The organism is Thermodesulfobacteriota bacterium (assembly GCA_040756475.1).
GTDB lineage: Bacteria > Desulfobacterota > Deferrisomatia > Deferrisomatales > JACRMM01 > JBFLZB01.
This window is the reverse complement of the sequence record JBFLZB010000068.1, coordinates 1-22,607: the sequence shown is the minus strand read 5'-3', so window position 1 is coordinate 22,607 and position 22,607 is coordinate 1. Positions and strand designations below refer to the sequence as shown.

At 71.9% G+C, this 22,607-nt stretch carries 18 protein-coding genes; 13 read left to right on the top strand and 5 right to left on the bottom strand.

Annotation, left to right across the window (positions count from 1 at the left end):
* Positions 1-75 precede the first annotated feature (75 nt).
* Positions 76-2,502 carry a DEAD/DEAH box helicase gene (locus AB1578_11480; GenBank protein MEW6488518.1) on the bottom strand — a complete coding sequence of 809 codons (2,427 nt, stop codon included), beginning with the start codon at positions 2,500-2,502 and terminating at the stop codon, positions 76-78.
* Between the two features lie 619 nt (positions 2,503-3,121).
* Here AB1578_11480 and AB1578_11475 point away from each other — a divergent pair.
* Positions 3,122-4,333, top strand: a complete 1,212-nt coding sequence (locus AB1578_11475) for an MFS transporter (GenBank protein MEW6488517.1) — start codon at positions 3,122-3,124, stop codon at positions 4,331-4,333.
* Positions 4,334-4,420: 87 nt separating this feature from the next.
* Here the strand turns inward: AB1578_11475 and AB1578_11470 are convergent, their stop codons facing one another.
* The 4 genes from AB1578_11470 to AB1578_11455 are packed head-to-tail and all read right to left on the bottom strand — an operon-like array spanning position 4,421 to position 8,519.
* Entirely contained in the window at positions 4,421-6,337 is a 1,917-nt protein-coding gene (locus tag AB1578_11470; GenBank protein MEW6488516.1) for a chemotaxis protein CheA, read from the bottom strand.
* A gap of 2 nt (positions 6,338-6,339) precedes the next feature.
* On the bottom strand, positions 6,340-6,807 hold the full coding sequence (locus AB1578_11465) for a response regulator (GenBank protein MEW6488515.1): 468 nt from the start codon (positions 6,805-6,807) through the stop codon (positions 6,340-6,342).
* A gap of 6 nt (positions 6,808-6,813) precedes the next feature.
* On the bottom strand, positions 6,814-7,251 hold the full coding sequence (locus tag AB1578_11460; protein ID MEW6488514.1) for a chemotaxis protein CheW: 438 nt from the start codon (positions 7,249-7,251) through the stop codon (positions 6,814-6,816).
* Positions 7,251-8,519, bottom strand: coding sequence for a methyl-accepting chemotaxis protein (locus tag AB1578_11455; GenBank protein ID MEW6488513.1), 1,269 nt, complete (start codon positions 8,517-8,519; stop codon positions 7,251-7,253). Before AB1578_11455 ends, AB1578_11460 begins: the two co-directional genes overlap by 1 nt.
* A 209-nt stretch (positions 8,520-8,728) precedes the next feature.
* Between AB1578_11455 and rsmB the strand changes: the two genes are divergently transcribed.
* The 12 genes from rsmB to AB1578_11395 form a co-directional block, all read left to right on the top strand.
* The gene (rsmB, locus tag AB1578_11450) at positions 8,729-10,111 is read left to right on the top strand and encodes a 16S rRNA (cytosine(967)-C(5))-methyltransferase RsmB (protein MEW6488512.1); all 1,383 of its coding nucleotides are present in this window, start codon (positions 8,729-8,731) and stop codon (positions 10,109-10,111) included.
* Positions 10,108-11,043, top strand: a complete 936-nt coding sequence (locus tag AB1578_11445; GenBank protein ID MEW6488511.1) for a PASTA domain-containing protein — start codon at positions 10,108-10,110, stop codon at positions 11,041-11,043. The genes rsmB and AB1578_11445 overlap by 4 nt, the downstream gene beginning before the upstream one ends.
* Before the next feature lie 119 nt (positions 11,044-11,162).
* Positions 11,163-11,837 carry a ribulose-phosphate 3-epimerase gene (gene rpe, locus AB1578_11440; protein MEW6488510.1) on the top strand — a complete coding sequence of 225 codons (675 nt, stop codon included), beginning with the start codon at positions 11,163-11,165 and terminating at the stop codon, positions 11,835-11,837.
* 141 nt (positions 11,838-11,978) lie between these two features.
* Positions 11,979-14,777 (top strand): isoleucine--tRNA ligase, encoded by a 2,799-nt coding sequence (gene ileS / locus AB1578_11435; protein ID MEW6488509.1) that lies wholly within the window; start codon positions 11,979-11,981, stop codon positions 14,775-14,777.
* A 47-nt stretch (positions 14,778-14,824) separates the two neighbouring features.
* Entirely contained in the window at positions 14,825-15,280 is a 456-nt protein-coding gene (gene lspA / locus AB1578_11430) for a signal peptidase II (GenBank protein MEW6488508.1), read from the top strand.
* A gap of 107 nt (positions 15,281-15,387) precedes the next feature.
* Positions 15,388-16,146, top strand: a complete 759-nt coding sequence (lgt, locus tag AB1578_11425; protein MEW6488507.1) for a prolipoprotein diacylglyceryl transferase — start codon at positions 15,388-15,390, stop codon at positions 16,144-16,146.
* Between the two features lie 13 nt (positions 16,147-16,159).
* A complete protein-coding gene (locus AB1578_11420) occupies positions 16,160-17,380 on the top strand; it encodes a ChaN family lipoprotein (protein ID MEW6488506.1) in 1,221 nt (406 codons plus the stop codon).
* A gap of 24 nt (positions 17,381-17,404) precedes the next feature.
* The gene (locus AB1578_11415) at positions 17,405-20,539 is read left to right on the top strand and encodes an efflux RND transporter permease subunit (GenBank protein MEW6488505.1); all 3,135 of its coding nucleotides are present in this window, start codon (positions 17,405-17,407) and stop codon (positions 20,537-20,539) included.
* Positions 20,536-21,069 (top strand): hypothetical protein, encoded by a 534-nt coding sequence (locus tag AB1578_11410; GenBank protein ID MEW6488504.1) that lies wholly within the window; start codon positions 20,536-20,538, stop codon positions 21,067-21,069. Before AB1578_11415 ends, AB1578_11410 begins: the two co-directional genes overlap by 4 nt.
* A 59-nt stretch (positions 21,070-21,128) precedes the next feature.
* Positions 21,129-21,425, top strand: a complete 297-nt coding sequence (locus AB1578_11405) for a BrnT family toxin (protein ID MEW6488503.1) — start codon at positions 21,129-21,131, stop codon at positions 21,423-21,425.
* Entirely contained in the window at positions 21,412-21,732 is a 321-nt protein-coding gene (locus AB1578_11400) for a hypothetical protein (GenBank protein MEW6488502.1), read from the top strand. The genes AB1578_11405 and AB1578_11400 overlap by 14 nt, the downstream gene beginning before the upstream one ends.
* Positions 21,733-21,861: 129 nt before the next feature.
* The coding region (locus AB1578_11395; GenBank protein MEW6488501.1) for a hypothetical protein at positions 21,862-22,607 on the top strand (746 nt) is incomplete at its 3' end.

Below are 22,607 nucleotides of genomic sequence, written 5' to 3'. Positions count from 1 at the left end.
GGGAAGCGGACGGCGAAGCCGACGATTCCTCGGGCGCGGGCCTCCCGACCCGGGCCAGCCGCTCCCGGAGCTCCCTCACGGCGCCGCCGCCCGCAGCACCGCCAGGGCCGCGCCCTTGGCCCCCTCCCCGGCTTCGCCCGCGGGGCCCACGCAGGAGGGGCACCCGGCCTCGCAGGGACAGGCGGCCACGAGATCCCGGGCGTCGGCGAGGAGCGCGGGGGAGCGCCGGTGCATGCCCTCGGCGAGACCGCTTCCGCCCGGGTAGCGCTCGTAGAGGAAGACCGTTGGGTGCAAGGGCCCCTCGTCGGGCCCTCCCTCCCCGGCCAGGCGGGTGCCGCCGGGAGAGGCGGGGGTGAGGGCGAAGCTCCAGCGCCCCTCCCGGTCCCCCACGGCCCGCCCCAGATCCCCCGGGTCGCACAGGCACCGCAGGGCCGCCAGGTGCTGGAGGACGTAGGAGATCCCCGCGAGCCCCTCCAGAAAGGCCCAGGGGGCGAGCCCCAGGCGCTCGGCGAGCGCCGGGTCGAAGGTCCACCAGGCGGCGGTGGTGTGCATCTCCTGGTCGGGCAGGGCCACCTCGCCGTAGCCCACGTTCTCCACGGTGTAGAACTTGATCTTCTTGTAGCCGGGCACCCGGGTCACCACGTGCACCTCCCCCCACTCCCCCTCGCCCCAGGGGCCGGGGGCGGCGGCGAAGCCCTCGAGGATGCGCACCTTGGAGGAGGTGATGGCCTGGGTGTAGTACTCGCTCTCCACTTGGCGCACGTAGGCCTTGCGCCCGGTCCAGTCCAGGCGGTCCACGTGGTGGGTGCGGCTCTCCACCAGGTAGATCGCCCCCTCGTGGATGGTGGTGGGGGCGCTCTCGAAGTCCACCTCGGCGATGACCCGGGGGGGGCCCTCGGTCACGTCCACCACGGCGAAGTTCTCCGGCTCGGCGGTGCGCAGCGCCACCCGGTCGGCGGGGTAGGAGTCCTCGGTCCAGTGCCAGCGCGTTCCCGCCCGGCGCACCACCCCCTTCTCCTCCAGGTAGGCCAGGATCTCCTCCAGGGGCTCGCCCCCGAAGGCCTCCCCCTCCTCGAAGGGGAGCTCGAAGGCGGCGCACCGCACGTGGGAGACGAGCACGTGGAGGTTGTCGGGGTCGATGAGGCCGAGCTCCGGGGCGCGGCCCACCACCGCCCCGGGGTGGGCGACCACGTACTGGTCCAGCGGCAGACTCGAGGCGATCAGCACGGCGGCACTCGTCCCCGCCCGGCGCCCCGCGCGGCCGGCCTGCTGCCAGGTGCTGGCCACGCTGCCGGGGTACCCCACGAGCACCGCGGCCTCCATCTGCCCGATGTCCACCCCGAGTTCCAGGGCGGTGGTGGAGACCACCCCACGGATGCTCCCGTCCCGGAGCCCCGCCTCGATCTCGCGGCGGAGGTTCGGGAGGTACCCGCCCCGGTATCCCCGGATCGTGCCCTTCCGATCGGGGCGCTTCTCGAACTTGTCCTTCAAGTAGTGGGTGAGCACCTCCACCTGGAGGCGGCTCCGAGCAAAGGCGATGGTCTGGACGTCGGCCCGGAGGAACCGCCCCGCCACCTTGCGGGCCAGCGTCACGGGGGAGCCCCGCACCCCCAGGGCCTGGTCGAGGACCGGAGGGTTCATGAGGAGGAGGTGCTTCGCGCCCCTGGGGGCTCCCGATTCGGCGACCTCGGCAATGTGCCCTGGGGATGTTCCGCCGAGGCGCGAGGCCAGGTCGCCGGGGTTTGCGATGGTGGCCGAGGAAAAGAGCGTAAGGGGCTCGGCCCCGTGGAAGGCCGCCACGCGCCGGAGCCGCCGGAGTACGTTGGCCACGTGGGAGCCGAAGATGCCCCGGTACACGTGCATCTCGTCCACCACCACGTACCGCAGGCCCGCGAAGAACCGCGCCCACCGGGGGTGGTGGGGGAGGATGCCCGTGTGGAGCATGTCGGGGTTGGTGAGCACCACCTGGGCCTCTTCCCGCACCCGGCGGCGCACGTCCTGGGGGGTGTCGCCGTCGTAGGTCTGGGCCTTGACCGCTCGGGGGAGCGCCCCCGAGAGGGCGTGGAGCTCGGCGAGCTGGTCCTGGGCGAGCGCCTTGGTGGGGAAGAGGTAGAGGGCCCGGGCCCCCGGGTCGGCCAGCAGCGCCGAGAGCACCGGCAGGTTGTAGCAGAGCGTCTTGCCCGAGGCCGTGGGGGTGACCGCCACGAAGGGCCGGCCCGAGAAGGCGAGCTGCGCCGCCCGGGCCTGATGGGTGTAGGGCCGCTCGATCCCCCGGGCGCGCAGCGCCGAGACCATCGCCGGGTGGGCCCCCTCGGGCCACTCCCCGAAGGCCGCCGGCACCGGCGGGAGCACCTCGTGATAGGTCACGCAGGGGCCGAGGCTTCGGCTCCCCAGGATCGACCGGACCACCCGCTCCACGTCGCGCATGGGGGGAGGATAGCAGAGGGACGGCGGCGAGGGCCACGGGGAGCGCCGCCGGGCAGCGAACAAAGGGGTCTTCATCGGCCCTCCGGGTGTACCGTCTTCCGGTGTCCAAGCGGTAAAGTCCCCTTCGCCGGGCTTGGCGCCGGCCAGAATCCACCACCAGATTCTGGGGCGGGGTCCGGGAGCCCCGGAGCGTAGCCCCGTACCGCATCGACCGATCCGCGACAGCCGGCGGACATCGGTGAAGCCGGGCGCACCGGTTCCGCGAGGGGCCTCTCCTCTAATTGACGCGGATTGCGGGGCGGAGCGCAGGGGCTCCCGGACCCCGCTTACCACCCAGGCGGTGGATCGAGGCCGGCTTGGCGCATTGACTGTCGGGGAGCGTTGCCCTAATGTCTCGCGGTCCCGCGCCTCGAGCCCCCCGTCGGCACCCGCCGCTACCTGGCGGAGCGGGGCCCCCCGCTGGCCACGGGGGATGCCGGCGGGCTCTCGGCCGACGCCGCACATGCCTGAAACGCAGGAGGGGCACGGCCTACCTGCGCGGCGCTGAGATCCCGATGGCGATTCCCATGCCCGTGGCGATCCTGACCTTCAATCGCTGCTCCGAAGCCCTCGGGTGGGCGCGGCCCGCCGGTGCGCGATCCGCTCCCGGCGGCGATGCCCCTGTGGGTGCCGGCCGCCCCAGCCGGGCCCCCCCGTGATTGCCCCCCGCACCCGCTGGGGCTTGGTGCTCCTGGTCGTGGCCGTGGGCGTGTGCGCGGCGTTCCAGATCGGCAAGGTGCCCCCGGCCCTCGCGGAGCTCCAGGGCAGCTTGGGGATCAGCCTCGTGGTGGGCGGCTGGGTGATCTCGACCTACAGCGCCGTGGGGGCGCTGTGCGGCGTCGCCATGGGGGCGCTGGGCGACCGCCTCGGGTACCGCCGTACGGTGCTCTTCGGACTCTCGTGCATCGGGGCGGGCAGCCTGCTCGGGAGCGCGGCGCCGGGCCCCGGCTGGCTCCTGGCGAGCCGGGTGCTCGAGGGCCTGGGCTTCATCCTGGTGGTCGTTTCTGCGCCGTCGCTCATCTTCCAGCTCGCGCGGCCGTCGGATCTGGGGGTCGCGTTCGGTCTGTGGAGCTGCTTCATGCCCGTGGGCACCTCGGCGATGATGCTGGCCTCCCCGGCGCTCCTGTCGCTCTTCGGGTGGCGCGGGGTGTGGGCCTGCAACGGCGTCCTCCTGCTCGCGATGGCGGCCGCGTTCCACCGCGCCACCCGAGGCCTCCCGGGCCGCGGGGCCCTTCGCGCCGCGGCGCCCGGCAGCCTCTGGAGCAACGTGCGCGCGGTGGTCTCGTTCCCCGGGCCGGTGCTCCTCGCGGGGTCGTGGTGCATGTACACGACGACCTACATGGTCCTGATGGGGTTTCTGCCCACCCTGCTCATGGCCGACGGCCGTACCCGGGCCGCCGCCGCGGCCCTCACGGCCGCCGCGGTGGCGGTGAATGCGGCGGGCGCCCTGGGCGGCGGGTGGCTGCTGAAGCACGGGGCGCCTCGCTGGGGCCTGATGGTCTTGAGCGGCGCCGTGAGCGGCCTGTGCATGCCGGTAATCTACGGGTCGGGGACCGCACCGTGGCTGCGCTACGGCCTGTGCGTCCTCTTCTCGGCGGTCGGCGGGCTCCAGCCGGCGTCGGTCCTCGGGGGCGCACCCCTCTATGCGCCGTCGCCCACCGCGGTTGCGACGACCAACGGTTTCGTCAACCAGTGCTCCTACCTCGGGATGGTGCTCGGCCCTCCCGCCGCAGCAGCCCTCGCCTCGGCCAGCGGCGGGTGGCACAACACCCCTTGGATCCTCTCCTCGGGCGCGGCCGTCTGGATCTCCTGCGCGCTCCTGCTCCGGAGCATTCGCCCCCGCACCGAAGCCACCGCCCGCCGATGAGCGGCCCGAAGCACGGTCGCCGATAGAGGCGTTGCGGGAAGGGTCAGGGGGCCCGGAAGCCCCCGGATGACCGCCGCGAGCCAGCCCCTAGTCCCCGCCCCGCAGGAGCGTCGGGGGGTCCAGGAGGAAGACCAGGCGGCCGTCGCCCAGCACGCTGTAGCCCGACAGGCCCTGGAGGGCCCGCAGGGGGCCGCGCAGGGGCTTGATGAAGAGGTCTTCCTCCCGCAGGAAGCGGTCCACGGCCAGGGCGACCGCCCCGCTCCCGGTCTGGGCGAGCACCAGGGGCAGCCGGTCGAAGCGCCGGCGGCCCTGGAGCCGGAGCACGCGGGCCAGGCTCAGGATGGGCACCTGGCCCTCCTCGGTCAGGAGGACGTGGCGGCCGTCCTTCCTGCGCACGTCGCGGGGCTGGGCCTCCACGGTGCGCACCACGCTCGCCGTGGGCAGGGCGAGCGCGCTCGAGCCCACGCCGACCAGGAGCACCGGGACGATCGCCACGGAAAGGGGCAGGCTCAGGCGCACCTCGGTGCCCGCCCCCGGGGTGGAGGTGAGCACCAGGGCGCCCCCCAGGGCGTCGGCCTTGGTCTTCACCACGTCCAGGCCCACGCCGCGGCCGGAGAGCTCGGTGACCGCCGAACGGGTGCTGAAGCCGGGGCGGAACAGGCACGAGAAGATCTCGGTGTTGGACAGGCGCCGGCTCTCCTCCTCCCGGAAGATTCCCCGCTCCACCGCCTGCCGGCGCACGGCCTCGGCGTCGATGCCCCTCCCGTCGTCCGAGACCGCCACCTCCACCCGGTTGCGCGCCCGGGCCACGGCCACCCGGATGCGTCCCCGCCCCGGCTTCCCCTTCTGGCGGCGCTCCTCGGGGGCTTCGAGCCCGTGGTCCAGGGCGTTTCGCAGCAGGTGGACCAGGGGGTCGGAGACCTGGAGAAGGATGGACTTGTCCATCCCGATCTCCTCCCCCGAGAGCACGAGATCCACCTCCTTGCCGAGCTGGGCCGCGTGCTCGCGCACCAGGCGTTTGAGGGTGCCGCTGAGGAGGGAGAAGGGGAGCATCCGCAGTCCCATCACCCGCTCGTGGAAGGAGCGCACCAGGCCGCCGAGGCGGTTGACCTCCTCCTTGAGGAGCTCGGAGCCCAGGGTCCGGGCCGTGGCCTCCAGGTGACCCCGGGAGATGGTCATCTCTCCCAGGAGGTCCACGAACTCGTCCAGGAGGCCGACCGGAACCTGCACCGTCTCGGGCAGCCGCACCCGCGGCTCCTCCCGAGAGGCCGCCGGCACCGGATCCCGGGGCTCCTCTTCCCCCTCTTCCGATCTGCCCGGCACGGGGAGGAGGAGCTCGTCCGCCTCCGGGTCGAGCTCGATTCCCTCCCCCGGAAACTCCAGCCCGGCCACCTCGGTGAGCTCGGCGTACACCGCCTCCACCTCGTCGCGCCCGAGCCCGTGGAGGGTCAGGTCCAGGTGGGATACGGGCCCGCCCCCCAGGATCTCGGCCTCCGTGGGCCGGGAGGTCACCGCCGGGTCCTCCTCCCGAAACCGCAGCAGCACCAGGTAGGCGCGGGCCGCCGGCGAGCCGCAGTCGGGCGCCAAGAGGACCCGGACCCGCCGTCCCTCGTCGCCGGCGCCGCCGGGCTCCCCCTCGGCCGCCTCCACCTCCTCCAAGCGCCGGGCGAGGTCGGACCAGTCCAGCTCGGCCCGTCCCCCGGCGGCCACGTCGTCGCGCATCTCCCCCAGGCGGTCGCACACCCGCAGGCACAGATCCCGGACGGCCTCGGGCAGGTCTCCCCCTGCCTTGCGCCGCCCGTCCAGGAGGTCCTCCAGGCGGTGGGAGAGGGTGGCCATGGCGGCGTACCCCATGGAGGCGGCCATGCCCTTGAGGCTGTGCATCTCGCGAAAGACCGCGTCCAGGGCGGGCCGGTCGAAGGGCTCGGAAGAGAGCATGCGCTCCTCCACCGCCTGGAGGTGCTTTGCGCTCTCGTCGAGGAAGAGGGTTCGATAGCGCTCCATGGTCACGGTTTCCTGCCTTCCGGGGCGCCGGGCGCCGCTCCGCCGCCGGCACCGGCGCCCTGTGGCCGGGGCCCCCGGGCTCGGCGCACGGCCTCCAGTGCCTTGGCAACGGCTTCCAGGAGACGCCCTGGGCTCACGGGCTTGAGCACGTAGTCGCAGGCACCCAGGCGCACGGCCTCCAACAGGGCGGGCTCGCCCGAGAGGGACGTGCACACGATGACCGCGGCGTCCGGGTGGCGCGCCCGCAGCGCCCGCAGGGTCTCCAGGCCGTCGCGGCGCGGCATCACAAGGTCGAGCGTCACCACGTCGGGCAGGTGCTCCTCGTACAGGGCCAGGGCCTGGTCCCCGTCTTCCGCCTCGGCCACCACCCGATGGCCGGCCGCCTCGAGGATGTCGCGCAGCCGGCGCCGCAGAAACGGCGCGTCGTCCACCACCAAGACCCGTGCCCCCGCCTCGCCGCCCGCGCCCATGGGCGCTCAGAGCCTGCGGGCCACGTCGGCCAGGAGCGCGCCGAGGTCGAGCACGTGGATGCGGCGGCCTTCCGTCTCGAGGGTGTGCTCCAGGTAGGGGCCGTCCCAGCGGCCGAGCACGTGGGTGAGCCGGGTGCGTTCCAGGGGGGTGAGCAGCCCGTGGCTGCGCTCCACCAGGAGCCCGAGGAGGGCGTCGTCCCAGTTCACCACCACGATGACCGAGCGCAGGGGATCGATCCGGGGCTTTCGTCCCAGCAGGGCCGCCAGCGACGCCACCGGGAGGAGCTCTCCGTGGTGGTTGAGGGCCCCCACGAGGGGGCCGGGCCGGCCGGGCACCGGCGTGGGCTCCCGGTACTCCACCACGGTGCGCACCCGCCCCACGTCGAGGCCGAATTCCTCCCCCTCGACCCCCACCACCAGATAAGACCGGCCGGCCGCTTCCACTATCCCTCCACCGGCACCTGGAAGCGCTCTACCCGCCGGGTGAGCTCTTCGGCCATCTGGCTCAGGCGCATGGCCGCCTCGGCCATGTCCTCCATGGCGGCGGTCTGGTGCTCGATGGTGGCCGAGACCTCGTGGGCGGCCGCCGCGTTCTGCTCGGCCACGGTTTCCACCTCCCCGACGAAGGCGGCGATCTTGCGGCTTCCCTCCACCTGCCCCCCCGCCAGGCGCAGGATCTCCTCCAGGCGCCGGGCGTTTTCCGAGACGAGACCCGTGATCTCGTCCAGCGCCCCCCCCGCCTTGCCCAGCCCCTCGCGCCCCTCCGCCACCTGCCGGCCCGTGGCCTCCATCCGGGCCCGCACCCGCCGGCTCTCCTCGTCGAGCTGGGTGAGGACCGCGCCAATCTGGTCGGCGCTGCGCTCGGCGTTGTCGGCAAGCTTGCGGATCTCGCTCGCCACCACTGCGAACCCCTTGCCCTCCTCCCCGGCCTTGGAGGCCTCGATGGCCGCGTTGAGCGCCAGGAGGTTGGTCTGCCGGCTCAGGTTGGTAATGACCTCCGCAAAGCGGTGGATCTGCTGGATGCGCTCCGAGAACGCCACGAAGACCCGGGCCGAGTCCTCCAGGCCCAGGAGGACTCCCCCCCGGTGCTCGAAGGACTGGCGGGCCGTGCGGCTCCCGCCCTGGGCCTTTTCCTCGGCGACCCGGGCCGAGTCCGCGGCGGCGCGGCAGGTCCCCGAGATCTCCTCCAGCCCCCGGTCCAGCTCGTGGAAGAGGGCCGCCATCTTCTCCACGCCGCCCTTCTGCTGGGCCACGCTGCGGGCCACCTCCTCCATGGTGACGGAGATCTCCTCGGAGCTCGCGTTGATCTCTTCCGCCGTGGCCGAGAGGTTCTGGGCCGAGCCGGCCACCTCCCCCGAGGTGCGCAGCACCTGGGCCACCATCTGGCGCAGGCTCGTGAGCATGGCGTTGACCGCGGCTGCCAGGTCGTCGAACTCGTCGGTGACCGGGCGCCGGCCCAGGTCCACGGCCTGGCGCAGGTCGCCCCCGGCAATGGCGCGGGTGGTGCCGAGCAGCCCTCCGAGGCTCCGGCTCAGGCGCTTGGAAAAGAGGCTTCCAATGCTCAGCCCCGCGGCGATGGCGGCCAGGGGAGGGATGATCCCCCGAGCCCAGTCCGGCAGATTCAGGGCGGTCACGCCGTAGGGCACGAACACCGTGAGGGCGATCACCACGATGAAGCCTACGATGAACTTGTAGCCGATCTCGATTCGCATCTGGTCGCCCCTCCGGCTGGAAACCCTTCGGGCCCGCACCGCTTCCTGTCTGCCCGTGGGCGGGCGCAGTCTACCACTCGGCCCTCCGCCCGGGCAGCCCAAAACCCGGCGCCTCGCGCCGCCCGCGGGGGGCCCCGCGGCGGGCCGAGCCGCGTTTTGACTTCGCAAACCGCGGCCGGTATCCTGCGCGCTCCCGCGGAGGCACCCACGTGAAGCGCCCGACCCATCCCCGAGCCCTGGCCCTGCGCGCCCTCGAAGACCTGGAGCGGCGCGAGGGCTTTGCCGACGCGGTGCTCGACGGGCTCTTCTCCCGCCACCCGGAGCTCCCGGCCCGCGACCGGGCCCTGGCGAGCCACCTGGCGTACGGCGTGCTGCGCTGGCGCAACCGCCTCGACGCCCACCTCACCCGAGCCGCCTCCCGCCCCCTGGAGCGGATGCACCCGCGACTCCTCCAGCTTCTGCGCCTGGGCGCCTATCAGCTCCTCTTCCTGGACCGCATCCCGCCCCGGGCGGCCGTGAGCGAGACGGTGGAGCTCGCGCGGCAGGCGGGCCAGGTCCACGCCACCGGCTTCGTCAACGCCGTGCTGCGGAAGGTGGCGGCCTTGGGGCCCGAGCTCGAGCTCCCTGCCGAGCCCACGGCACGGATGTCCCTTCTCTTCGGCTGCCCGCCCTGGCTGGTTGAGCAGTGGACCCGGGAGCACGGCCCGGAGGGGGCCGAGGCCCTGTGCCGAGCTTCCTCGCGCATCCCCGCCCTGTGGCTGCGGGTGGACACCACCCGCATCTCCCGGGAGGACGCCCTGGCGAGCCTGGGGGAAGGGGGTCTGGAGGCGGCGCCGGGGGCGTTCGCCCCGGAAGCCCTGTGGGTCGCGGGCGCGGGGGACCCCCGGACCCTGCCCCTGGTGGCCGGTGGAAAGGCCGTGGTCCAGGACCAGGGAAGCCAGCTCGTGGCCCATCTCGTCGCCCCGGAGGCCGGCTCGCGGGTGCTCGACGCCTGCGCCGCCCCCGGCCTCAAGGCCACCCAGCTCGCGGCCCTCGCGGGGCCCGGCGGGGAGGTGACCGCCCTCGACATCCACCCCCACCGGGTGCGCCAGCTGGAGGAGCTGGCCCGGCGGCTGGGCTGCGAAGGGGTGCGGGCGCAGGTGGCCGACGCCCGAACCTATCGGGCTCCCGAGCCCTACGACGCAGTGCTCGCCGACGCCCCCTGTTCGGGCCTGGGGGTCCTGGCGCGCCATCCCGAAGCCAAGTGGCGCCGCACCCCCGAGAGCCTGGGGGAGCTCCCGCCGCTCCAGAGCGCCCTCTTGGAGAACCTGGCCGACGCCGTCCGCCCGGGCGGCGTTCTCGTCTACGCCACCTGCACGACGTTGCGCGCGGAGAACGAAGACGTGGTGGCGGCCTTCCTGGCCCGGCGGAGCGACTTTCGGCCCGAACCCCCTCCCGCCCGGACGCCCCAGAAGGGGGCGGCCGTCTCGTGGGAAGGGCTCCTGACGGCCGAGGGCTACCTGCGCACCTACCCGGGGCCGCAGGCGGGCGACGGCGCGGCCTCGCTGGACGGGTTCTTCGCCGCTCGGCTGCGCCGGGACGGGCCCCCGTGAGGCGCCTGGGCCTTGGGCTCCTCTATGCGGCCTTGGCGGCAGGGGTCGCGGCACTGGGCGCCTACCTGGCCGTGTCGCTCATCGTGGAGAAGGCTCCCGAGGTGGAAGTGCCGCCCGTGGCGGGGATGACCCTCTCGGGCGCCCTGGACGCCCTGGCCGCCGCGGGGCTGGACCTACAGGTGCGCGGCTTCGTGTACTCGGACGAGGTGCCCGAGAACCAGATCGTCCGCCAGCGCCCCGAGCCGGGTCGGGTGGTGAAGGCCGGCCGGGGGGTGGGGGTGGTCCTGAGCCGGGGCCCCGAGCGCCACCCGGTCCCCGACCTGAGGGGGCTGCCCCTGGAGGACGCCCGCATCCTCCTGGACGAGGCGGGCCTCAAGCCCGAGGTGGCCCTGCGCCTGGCCCGGGGCCCCCTGGGGCAGGTGGCGGCCCAGGGCGCGGCGCCCGGCCGACCCCTGCCCCGGGAGGCTTCCGTCCCCCTGATCCTGAGCTCGGGCCCCCGGCCGACCCTGTGGCGCATGCCCCGGCTCGAGGGGAGCGCCCTGGAAGACGCCCTGGCCGTGCTCGACCAGCTCGGGCTGCGCCTGGAGCGCCTGCGGGAGGTGCCCCTGGACGATCCCGCCCGGCAGGGGCGGGTGGCGGCCCAGGAGCCCCTGGCTGGGTTTCCGGTGCAGCGCGGCGCCCCGGTGGTGCTGTCGGTGGCTGGCACCGCCCCGGCGGGCCTGCCTTCCCAGGCAGTGTGGGTTTCCCGTGCCCTGCCCCCGGGGTTTTCCCGCCACCGGGTGGAGGTGCTGGTGGAGCGGGCCGGCCGCACCTGGGTTGCCGCCGACGAGTGGCTCGGGGGCGGCGAAACCTTCCAGCGCTGGGTCGCCCTGCGCCCCGGCGAGCACCTGAGGCTTCGCATCAACGGGGAAGAGGTGGAGGGGAGTCGGTAGCTGCTCGTGGCCCGTTTCCCGTTGTCCGTTGTCCGTTGGGGTTTCGGACCGATCGGTCGCTTCACTCTTCACATTTCACGTTTCACCTCTCACCCGTCACGCGTCACACCGGAGGCCCCATGCCCATCATCGCACCGAGCATTCTCTCCGCCGACTTCGGCCGCCTCGCCGACGAGGTGAGGGCCGTGGACGCGGCGGGGGCCGACTGGGTCCACGTGGACGTGATGGACGGCCGGTTCGTGCCCAACCTGACCATCGGCCCGCCGGTGGTGAGGGCCGTGCGGGCCGCCACGGCCAAACCCCTCGACGTGCACCTGATGATCCAGGAGCCGGAGCGTTACACCGAGGCCTTCGCCCAGGCCGGGGCCGACCTGCTCACGGTCCACGCCGAGGCGTGCCCCCACCTGCACCGCAACCTCCAGCAGATCCGCGACCTGGGCCTCAAGGCCGGGGTCTCCCTCAACCCCGCGACCCCGGTGGGCGCCGTGGAGCACGTGCTCGAGCTCGCGGACCTCGTGCTGGTGATGAGCGTCAACCCCGGCTTCGGCGGCCAGGCCTTCCTCCCCCTGGTCCTCCCCAAGATCGCGGCCCTGCGCTCCCGGATCCGGGAACTGGGCCTCGCCACGGTGATCGAGGTGGACGGCGGTATCACCCACGAGACCGCCGGACCGTGCTTCCGGGAGGGCGCCGAGGCCTTCGTGGCGGGCTCCTACGTGTTCGGCAGCGGCAACTACAGCGGCGCCATCCGGCGGCTGCGGGGGGCCTGCCGGGAAGAGCCCGCCGGGCCGGCCTGACGGGCGCGCCCGGTCCGATCGGTCCGTCCGGTCCCACCGGCCATTCGGTTCTTGACCGCCGGCCGGCTCTTGCTGCTAAGGTAGCGTTTTTTCGCCCCTCGCGGCGCTGGCCGCGAGTTTGCTCCCACCGGGAAGGACTCCATGGACTACAAGGAAACGCTCAACCTCCCCTCCACCGCCTTCCCCATGAAGGCCGACCTCGCCCAGCGGGAGCCCGAGGCGCTCGGGCGCTGGGAGGCGGAGAAGGTGTACGACGCCATCCAGGCCGGCCGGCGCGACAGCCCCATCTTCGTCCTCCACGACGGTCCGCCCTATGCCAACGGACACATCCACATCGGCACCGCCCTCAACAAGATCCTCAAGGACCTGGTGCTCAAGTCCCGCACCATGCTCGGGTACCGCGCCCCTTACGTGCCCGGGTGGGACTGCCACGGCCTGCCCATCGAACACCAGGTGGACAAGGAACTGGGCGCGGAAAAGGAACAGCTGAGCAAGGCCGAGGTGCGGCGGCGCTGCCGGGCCTACGCCGAGCGGTTCGTGGCGGTGCAGCGCTCCGAGTTCCAGCGCCTGGGGGTCTTCGGCGACTGGGACGACCCCTACCTGACCATGAGCTACGGCTACGAGGCTCAGATCGTGCGGGAGCTGGGGCGGCTCATGGAGGCCGGCGCGGTGTACGTGGGCAAGAAGCCCGTGTACTGGTGCACCTCGTGCCGCACGGCCCTGGCCGAGGCGGAGGTGGAGTACGCGGAGAAGGTGAGCCCGAGCATCTACGTGAAGTTCCCCCTCCAGGGAGACCCGGCGGCTCTGGCGCCGGAGCTCGCGGGCAAGCGGGTCAGCCTGGTCATCTGGACCACCACCCCCTGGACCATCCCGGCCAACCTGGCCGTGGCGCTCAACCCCGAGGTCGAGTACGCCGCCTACGAGGCCCCGGCCGGCTCCGGCGAGGTGCTGGTGCTCGCCCGGCGGCTGGCGCCGGCGGTGTTCGAGGCGGCGGGCATCCGGGATTGGACGGAGCTCGCCGCCCTCGACCCCCGGGCCCTGGAGCGCCGCGAGACCCGCCACCCCCTCTACGACCGCCCCAGCCTCGTGGTGCTCGGGGACCACGTGACCCTGGAGGCCGGCACGGGGGTCGTGCACACGGCCCCCGGCCACGGCCAGGAGGACTACGAGGTGGGCCGGCGCTACGGCCTCGAAGCGTACGCCCCGGTGGACGACGCGGGCCGCTTCACGGCCGAGGTGGGCCGCTTCGCAGGCCAGGAGGTCTTTGCCGCCAATCGGGCGGTCAACGAAGCCCTGGCCCAGGAGGGAGCCCTCCTCCACCAGGAGAAGTGCACCCACTCCTACCCCCACTGCTGGCGCTGCAAGCAGCCGGTCATCTTCCGCTCCACCCGCCAGTGGTTCGTCTCCATGGAAGAGACCGGGCTCCGGAAGAAGGCGCTGGCCGAGATCGACCGGGTCCAGTGGATTCCCCGGTGGGGCCGGGACCGCATCCACAACATGATCCGCGAGCGCCCCGACTGGTGCATCTCGCGCCAGCGGGCCTGGGGCGTGCCCATCGTGGCCGCCCACTGCGCCGCCTGCGGCGAGGTCTACGCCACCCGCGAGCTCGCCGATCGCGCGGCGGCCCGCTTCGAGCAGGAGGGGGCCGACTGCTGGTTCGAGCGACCGCTCGCCGACTTCCTCCCCCCGGGGGCCGTCTGCCCCGGGTGCGGCGGCGCGGAGCTGGAAAAGGAGGAGGACATCCTGGACGTGTGGTTCGACTCGGGGGTCTCCTTTGCCGCCGTGTGCGAGAGCCGGGCCAACCTGGCGAGCCCCGCCGACCTGTACCTGGAGGGCTCCGACCAGCACCGGGGCTGGTTCCACTCGAGCCTGCTCGCCTCGGTGGGCACCCGGGGCACCGCCCCCTACCGGGCCGTGCTCACCCACGGGTTCGTGGTGGACGGCCAGGGAAAGAAGATGTCCAAGAGCCTGGGCAACGTGATCTATCCAGACGAGGTGATCCGGAAGTACGGCGCCGAGATCCTGCGGCTGTGGGTGGCGGCCGAGGACTACCGGGACGACATCCGCATCTCCGACGAGATCTTGAAGCGCCTGGTGGAGGCCTACCGGCGCATCCGCAACACCTGCCGCTTCCTCCTGGGCAACCTCTCCGACTTCGACCCGGCCTTGCACGCCGTGCCCGAGCCCGAGCTCTGGGAGATCGGCCGCTACGCGCTCGACCGCCTCAACCGCCTCATCGAGCGGTGCCGCCGGGCATACGAGGAGTACGAATTCCACGTGCTCTTCCACCGGCTCCACAACTTCTGCGCGGTGGATCTCTCGGCGTTCTACCTGGATATCCTCAAGGACCGGCTCTACACCTACCCGGCGGGCAGCCCCGGCCGCCGGGCCGCCCAGACGGTGCTCCACGAGATCCTCCACAAGATGACCCGGCTCATGGCGCCGGTGCTGGCCTTTACCGCCGAGGAGGTCTGGCGCCACATCCCGGGAGCGTCCGGGAGCGTGCACACCCAGATGCTTCCCGAGGTGGACCCCCGGGCAGTGGACGACGAGCTCGGGGCCCGCTGGGAGAAGCTCCGGGCCCTGCGGAGCCTCGTGACCAAGGCCGCCGAGGAGGCCAGGGCCGCCAAGCAGATCGGCCACTCCCTCGACGCCAGGGCCGTGCTCCACGTGGACCCCCGCTGGGAGGACTTTTTGGCGCCCTACGCCGCGGAGCTGCCCTTCCTCTTCATCGTGAGCCAGGTGGACCTGGTGGAGGGGTCCGGCGGGGCCTTCCGGGACCCGGAGCTCCAGGGAGTCGGGGTGGACGTGGTGCGGGCCGAGGGGGTCAAGTGCCAGCGCTGCTGGAACTACTCGGCCAGCGTGGGAGAAGACCCGGCCCACCCCCAGGTGTGCGGGCGGTGCGTGGGGCACCTGGCCGAGGCCGAGGCCGCGGGGTGACCGCCGCCGCAAGAGCCTTCGGGGGGCGCCTCTGGAGGTTCGCCGGGCTGGCCGGGGGCGTCCTGGCGCTGGACCAGGCCACCAAGGCCTGGGTCCTCTCGGCGTTCAGCCTCTACGAGAGCGTGCCCGTGATCCCGGGGCTGCTGCACCTCACCTACGTGCGCAACCCCGGGGCGGCCTTCGGCCTCTTCTCGGGGCAGGCCGCGGCCTTCCGGGTACCCTTCTTCCTCGCGGTCACGGCCGTGGCCCTGGTGGCCATCGCCCTCATCGCCCGGCGCCTGCCTTCGGGCCGCCCCTGGACCTTCGGAGCCCTGGCCCTGGTGTTCGGCGGCGCCCTGGGCAACCTGATCGACCGGGTGCGGTGGGGCGAGGTGGTGGACTTCGTGGACGTGTTCTGGCGGACCTACCACTGGCCCGCCTTCAACGTAGCCGACGCCGCCATCACCGTGGGCATGGTGGTGCTGGTCGCGGAAGAGCTGTTCGGGAGAAAGCGTGAGACGTGAAGCGTGAGGCGTGAGACGTGAAGTGCCGGATCGGTCCGATCGGTCGGATCCGACCGATCCGTCCGAAACTCCAACGGACAACTGACAACTGACCACGGACAACCCCCATGTTCCCCATCCTCTTCGAATACGGCCGCCTGACCCTCTACACCTATGGGCTCCTCATCGCCGGGGGGTTCCTGGCGGCGCTGTGGCTCGTGGGGCGGGAGGCGCGGCGGCGGGGGCTCGACCCCAAGGCGCTCCAGGATCTGGGGTTCGTGGTCCTGCTGGCCGCCCTGGTGGGGTCGCGGCTCTTCTTCGTACTGCTCGAGTGGGAGCACTTCGTCGAGCACCCCTGGCAGGTCTTCGAGATCTGGAAGGGGGGGCTGGTCTTCTACGGCGGGTTCGTGGGGGCGGCCCTGGCGGCCCTGTGGGTCGTGCGGGCCAAGGGGCTTCCCCTGTGGACCACCGGCGACATCGTGGCTCCCGCCGTGGCCCTGGGCCAGACCTTCGGCCGCCTGGGTTGCTTCTTCGCCGGGTGCTGCTACGGCGCCGCCTGCGACCTGCCCTGGGCGGTCACCTTCACCGATCCCGGGAGCCTGGCGCCGCTCCACGTGGCGCTGCACCCCACCCAGCTCTACAGCGCGGCGGCGAACTTCGCCGTGTTCGCCGTCCTCTACGGGTGGGCCCGGCCCCGGCAGAAGTTCCAGGGACAGCTCCTGGGCCTGTACCTGGTCCTGGAGCCGGCGTCCCGCTTCGTCGTCGAGTTCTTCCGCGCCGATCCCCGGGGGGCCCTGGGTCCCCTCTCCACGAGCCAGGTGCTGGCCGTCCCCCTCTTTCTCTTCGGCCTCTGGATCCTCGTCCAGGGCCGCTCCAAGCCGTCGTGACCGGAGGTCCGCCATGCGCGCCGTTGCTCCGCTCCTCACCGCTGTCGCCGGGTTGGCGCTCCTCTTCGCGGGCTGCGCCGCGCCCGTGACGACCCTGCGCGTGGACTCCCCCTACCGGGACCCGGGCACCCTGGAGAAGGGGCAGATCCTCCACGCCGCGACGGGCCGGCTCCTCACCCGGGAGGAACTGGGGGCGTACCTGGCGGCCTTCCCCGTGGTGTACGTGGGGGAGACCCACGACAACGTGGAGTCCCACGCCGTGCAGCTCGCGGTGCTCCAGGAGGTCGCGGCCCGCTTCCCCGGGCGCATCGCCGTGGGCCTCGAGATGCTCCAGCGGCCCTCCCAGGAAGGGGTCGACCGCTGGCTGCGCGGCGAGATGGACGAGGTGTCCTTCCTCAAGCTGTGGCAGGAGAACTGGGGGCCCAACACCTACCCCTACTACCGAGAGATCCTGGAGTTCGCGCGGGAAAACCGGATCCCGCTCCTGGCCCTGAACGCCGAGCGGGAGCTGCGCCGCGCCCTGGCCCGAACGCCCCCCGAGGAGCTGGAGCCTGAGCTTCGGGAGCGCCTCCCCGAGATGGACCTCGACGACCCCTACTACCGGGACTTCATGGGGGGGATCTTCGGGGGCCACGACGGGGGGACCGACATGCAGGAGGGCTTCCTGCGGGCCCAGGTGCTGTGGGACGAGACCATGGCCGAGACGGCCGCCGCCTACCTGCTGGGACCGGGCAGGGGCAACCGCCTGGTCGTCTTTGCGGGGGGCAACCACGTGCGCCACGGCTTCGGGATTCCCCGGCGCCTCTTCCGGCGCGTGCCCCTGCCCTACGTCATCCTCGACACCTACGCGGTGGAGATCCCCGAGGACAAGCGCGACCGCCTCATGCAGGTGGAGCTGCCGGACCTGCCGCTTCGGACCGCCGACCTGTACTGGGCCACGGGGTACGAAGACCTGGAGGGACAGCGGGTCATGCTCGGCGTCCAGATCGAGACGGCCGAGGAGGGGGGCGTGCGAGTCAAGGGGGTGGTGCCCGGCAGCCCCGCCCAGGCGGCGGGCGTGCTCGCGGGCGACGTGATCGTCTCGGTGGACGGCGAGCCCGTGGGCGAGATGTTCGACCTCACCTACCGCGTGGGCCTGCACAAACCCGGCGACGTGGGGCCCCTGGAGGTGCTCCGGGGCGAGGAGCGCCTGACCCTGGAGGTCGTCTACGACGTTCTTCGGCACGGGAAGTAGCCGCCCGGCGCTCCAGGAGCTCCCATGCCGCTGATCGAAACCGCCGTCTCCCGCCGCACCACGGTGGCCGTGGGCGTCATTCTGGTGGCGCTCTTCGGCACGCTGGCCCTGCGGGCGATCCCCGTGCAGCTCGCCCCCGAGGTGGCCCAGCCCGAGATCACGGTGACCACCCGCTGGCCCGGGGCGAGCCCCCAGGAGGTGGAGCGCGAGATCGTCCGCCGCCAGGAGGACCAGCTGAAAAGCGTCCAGGGCGTGGTGGAGATGAAGAGCGAGAGCGCCGACTCCCAGGGCACCGTGATCCTCACCTTCCGCACGGGCGAGGACATGGACGCGGCGCTCCTCAAGGTCTCGAACCGCTTGAACCAGGTGCGAAGCGTCCCCGCCGACGCCGACCGGCCGGTCCTCACCACCGTCAACACCGGCGACACCCCCATCGCCTGGTTCGTGCTCAAGGCCCTGCCCGGCAACCCCCGCGACATCCGCACCTACCAGACCTACGCCGAAGACGTGGTGAAGGCCCGCCTGGAGCGGGTGCCCGGGGTGGCCCAGGCCAACGTCTTCGGCGGGCGGGAGATGGAGCTCCAGCTCGTGGTGGACCCGGCCCGCCTGGCGGGCCTGGGGCTGACCCTGCCGAGCCTCATCCAGGCGCTGGACCGGGAGAACGTCAACGCCACCGCCGGCACCTACGACGAGGGCAAGCGCCAGTACCTGGTGCGGGTGCTGGGCGAGCTCGACAGCCCCGAGGCCGTGGAGTCGGTGGTGCTGCTCACCCCCTCGGGCAGCCGGATCAGCGTAGGCGACGTGGCCCGGGCCCAGGTGGACTACAAGAAGCCCGGCGCGGCCGTGCGCCAGAAGGGCGAGCCCGCCCTGGTGGCCAACTGCCTGCGCGAATCGGGCGCCAACGTGCTGGAGGTGATGGCGGGGATCCGGGAAGCCCTGGCGGAGCTCAACGCCGGCCCCCTGGCGGCCGAGGGCCTCTCGGCCGAGCAGGTCTACGACGAGACCGAGTACATCGACTCGGCCATCGATCTCGTGGTCTCCAACCTCTACATCGGCGGCGGCCTGGCGGTGCTGGTGCTGCTCGTCTTCCTGCGGGCGCTGTCCCCCACCCTGATCATCGCGCTCGCCATCCCGGTGAGCGTGATCGGCACCTTCATCGTCATGTACGGGGCGGGGCGGTCCCTCAACGTCATCAGCCTGGCGGGCATGGCCTTTGCCGTGGGCATGGTGGTGGACAACGGCATCGTGGTCCTGGAGAACATCTACCGGCACATGCAGCTCGGCGAGCCCCGGGGCCGCGCGGCCGTGACCGGCACCCGGGAGGTGTGGGGCGCGGTGCTGGCCAGCACGCTCACCACCATGGCGGTGTTCCTGCCGATCCTCTTCATCCAGGAGGAGACCGGCCAGCTCTTCCGCGACATCGCCATCGCCATCACCGCGGCGGTGGGCCTCTCGCTCGTCGTCTCGGTCACGGTCATCCCGGCCGCCTCCGTGCGGCTCCTCCACGCGGTGAGCCTCCAGGAGAGCCGCTTCGGCCCCCGGGCGCTCTTCGGGCTCCTGCCGCTCGTGGGGAGGGCAAACGACTTCCTGGCGGGGGTGGTGTACTTCCTCTGCGGGCACTTCGCCTGGAAGGCCCTCACGGTGCTGGTTCTCACCTCGGCGAGCCTCCTCATGGCCTGGCAGCTCGCCCCCAAGGCCGAGTACCTGCCCGAGGGCAACCGCAACCTCGTCATCGGCATCCTGCTCCCGCCCCCGGGGTACAACGTCCAGGAATTCGAGGAGATCGGCAAGTCCCTGGAGGCCTCCTTTGCGCCCCTGTGGGAAGCCGAAGGCGACCACCCCGGCCTCCCGGGCCCGGCCATCCGCCACTTCTTCTACGTGGCCCGGGGCCGGCAGATCTTCATGGGGGCAAGCACCCAGGACCCCCTGCGGGTGCGCGACCTGGTGCCGGTGATGCAGGCCGAGCTCCGGAAGGTGCCCGGCATGATCGCCGTGGTGCGCCAGACGAGCCTGTTTTCCCGGGGCCTCACCGCCGGCCGGAGCGTGGACCTGGAGTTCTCGGGCGACGAACTGGAGGCCCTGATCCGGGCCGGCGGCGCGGCCTTCGGCGCCATCTCCCAGGCGATCCCGGGCTCCCAGATCCGGCCCATCCCGAGTCTGGACCTCGGGAACCCCGAAGTGCAGGTGATCCCCGACCGCATCCGTCTGGCGGAGCTCGGCTTCTCCGCCCGGGAGCTGGGCGTCATCGTGGACGCGCTCCTCGACGGCGCCAAGGCCTCCGACGTGCTGGTGGAGGGCACCGAGGTCGACCTCACCGTCACGGGCCACGCCACCTCCGTCAACCGCCTCCAGGACCTGGAGACCCTGCTGCTCCGCAGCCCGGGGGGCCGCACGGTCACCCTGGGGAGCGTGGCCCAGATCCTCCTCACCTCCGGCCCCGAGCAGATCAACCGCGTGGAGCGCCAGCGCACCATCGCGCTCCAGATCATCCCCCCCGAGACCGTGCCCCTGGAGGCCGCCCTGGAAACCATCGAAGCCACCGTGGAGCGCATGCGGGAGTCGGGGGCCGTCCCCGAGGGCGTGCGCACCCGCATGGCAGGCACCGCCGACAAGCTCACGACCACGTTTCGGGTGCTGCGGGCGGACTTCCTCCTCGCCATCATCATCACCTACCTCCTCATGGCGAGCCTCTTCGAGAGCTTCTTCTACCCCTTCGTCATCCTCTTTAGCGTGCCGCTGGCGGCCGGCGGCGGGTTTCTGGGCCTGTGGCTCGTGAACCGCTACCTTGCCGCCCAGCCCCTGGACATGCTCACCATGCTCGGGTTCATCATCCTGGTGGGCACGGTGGTGAACAACGCGATCCTCGTGGTGCACCAGACGCTCCTCTCCATGCGCCACGACGGCACGGCCCCGCGCGAGGCCCTGCGCGACAGCGTCCGCACCCGCATCCGCCCCATCTTCATGTCCACCGCCACCACGGTCTTCGGCATGCTCCCCCTGGTGCTCTTCCCCGGCGCCGGGAGCGAGCTCTACCGGGGCATCGGCGCGGTGGTCGTGGGGGGGCTGGCCCTCTCCACGGTCTTTACCCTCTTCCTCGTCCCCACGGTGATGAGCCTCTTCCTCGACCTGGCCAAGCTCTTCCGCAAGGCCCCCGCATGACGGCCCCGGTGACCGTGCGCCACCTCCGGGGCGGCCGGGCCGCCGCAACCGCCGGGGCGGGGCTTGCCCTCCTCGCGGCGGGGCTTCGCCTCCTGTCCTCGGCCCTGGCGGGGGGCGACGGGTGGCCCTTCCTGGCCCTGGGCGGGACCGCCCTGACCGCGGCCGGGCTGGGGATCGCCACCCTGCCCCGGCGCCTCACCACCATCCTCGGCCCCGAAGGGGTGAGCCTGGGCTGGGCCCTGGGCCGCCGCCGCATCCCCTGGGCCCGGGTGCGCCGGGTGGTCATCGGCCCCCTGGGGTCCGGCGGCGGCGAGCGCGACCCCGCCGCCGTGACCCTGCTCCTGGATACGGGAGAAGAGGTGCTCTACTCGATCCCCGGGGCCCGGGGGAGCACCGAAGCCGCCACCGCCGCCCTATTGGCCGCCGCCGAGGCCGCAGGGGTCCGGATCGACGACACCCTGGCCCCCCGGGAAGAGCGCAAGGAGCGCGCCAAGCGCTGGCGGGAGGCGCGGATCAAGGGGTGGCGGTAGGGGTGCCCTGCGGTCGAACCATGTATTGACAACGCACGGACAGATGGGGAGACTGAACCGTGGACGTTCACTACACCCTTCACGGCGTTTCCTTCGTGTGGAACGGGGCCAAAGCTCAGAGCAACGCGAGAAAGCACGGCGTAGCCTTCGAGTCGGCGGCCGAGGCGTTTTTCGATCCCTTCCTCCGATTGGTGGACGCCGGGGAGCATGACGAGGAGCGGATCGCCCTTCTGGGGATGACGGAAGCAAGCCGGCTTCTCTTCGTCGTGTACGCGGAGCGGGAGGACGACGTGTTCCGGATCGTCTCGGCAAGGCCGGCTACTTCCGCGGAACGGAGAGACTATGAAGACCTCTGAGCTCCGCCACCGCCTGCGCAAGGACCGCCCCATGACCTCGGTCACCCTGCGGATGCCCGAAGACGTGGTGGAAGACTTGAAGCGTGTCGGGCCGCTCCTGGGTTTCAGCGGCTATCAGCCCCTGATGCGGCACTACATTGGCCAGGGCCTTCGAGCGGACCTCGCGCGCCTGGACGACCCTCCGCTCCTGGGGCGGCTCGTGGACAGCCTCAAGCGCCACGGCGTGGACGAGCACGTGATCGCCGAAGCCGTCGCCGAAGCGGCTCCCGAGGCGTGCCCAAGTGCAAGAGAACCAAGCCTGCGGTGATATCAAGCACGCCGGTCGGTAGACCATCGTTCCATACGGGGCAACGTTCTTGCCGGACTGTCTGCGACAGAGGACCTGAGGATGCACAGACCGGAGCTCAGCAGCGAGATTCGATGGATTTGCAGGCAGATGGAGGACTTCGAGGCTTCCGAGAGCGTTCCAAACACCGGCACTGGTGCAAGACGTGAAGGGGAGGGCTTTGAGAAACTCATAGCGAGCCTTTGGCTCGCCTTCCAGAACCAAGCCAAGATGATTGGGGCGCAGGCGTCAGTGGTCCCGGGCGTTGGCAATCGGCGCTACGCAAAGCTTACTGTCGGGGAGCGTTCCATCTTCATTCCAACACTAGCCTCGGACGGCATTGCCGATTCTCACGCGGGCCAACACCGTTGGTTAGAGGTGGTCTTTGGAGTTTCTGACTTAGTCGCTGCATACCCAACGGAGGCCGAGGTGGTCCAAAAATATGCGCCTCAGACTGGCCCCTATGCCGGACTCAAGTATCCAACGATCTATCAGGGACTGAAGACCAAGTTTGACGACACGGTTGTCCTTGTGGACGGAGGTGTGCTTCGCGAGAAGATCATGCTCGAGTACAAGACCGCAAAGTCTAGCGCTGGGCGGCAGATCGACGGCAATGCCCACGAGCGGCTCTCCTTTCAGATCATGCAATACCTGGAGGTCGCGACACGGTACACGAAATGCTCGCTCATGGTGATGACAAACGGTGCTTTTGTAAGGTACAGGAACAAATACCGTAAGCGTTCACGGGGGGTAGCCTGGAATCCGACGATGATGTGGAGACACGAGCATTTTTCTCGGGACATTTCTCCCGCCATCGTGTACAACACGGTGGCAGAGGAGGGGATGTCCCATGGCCG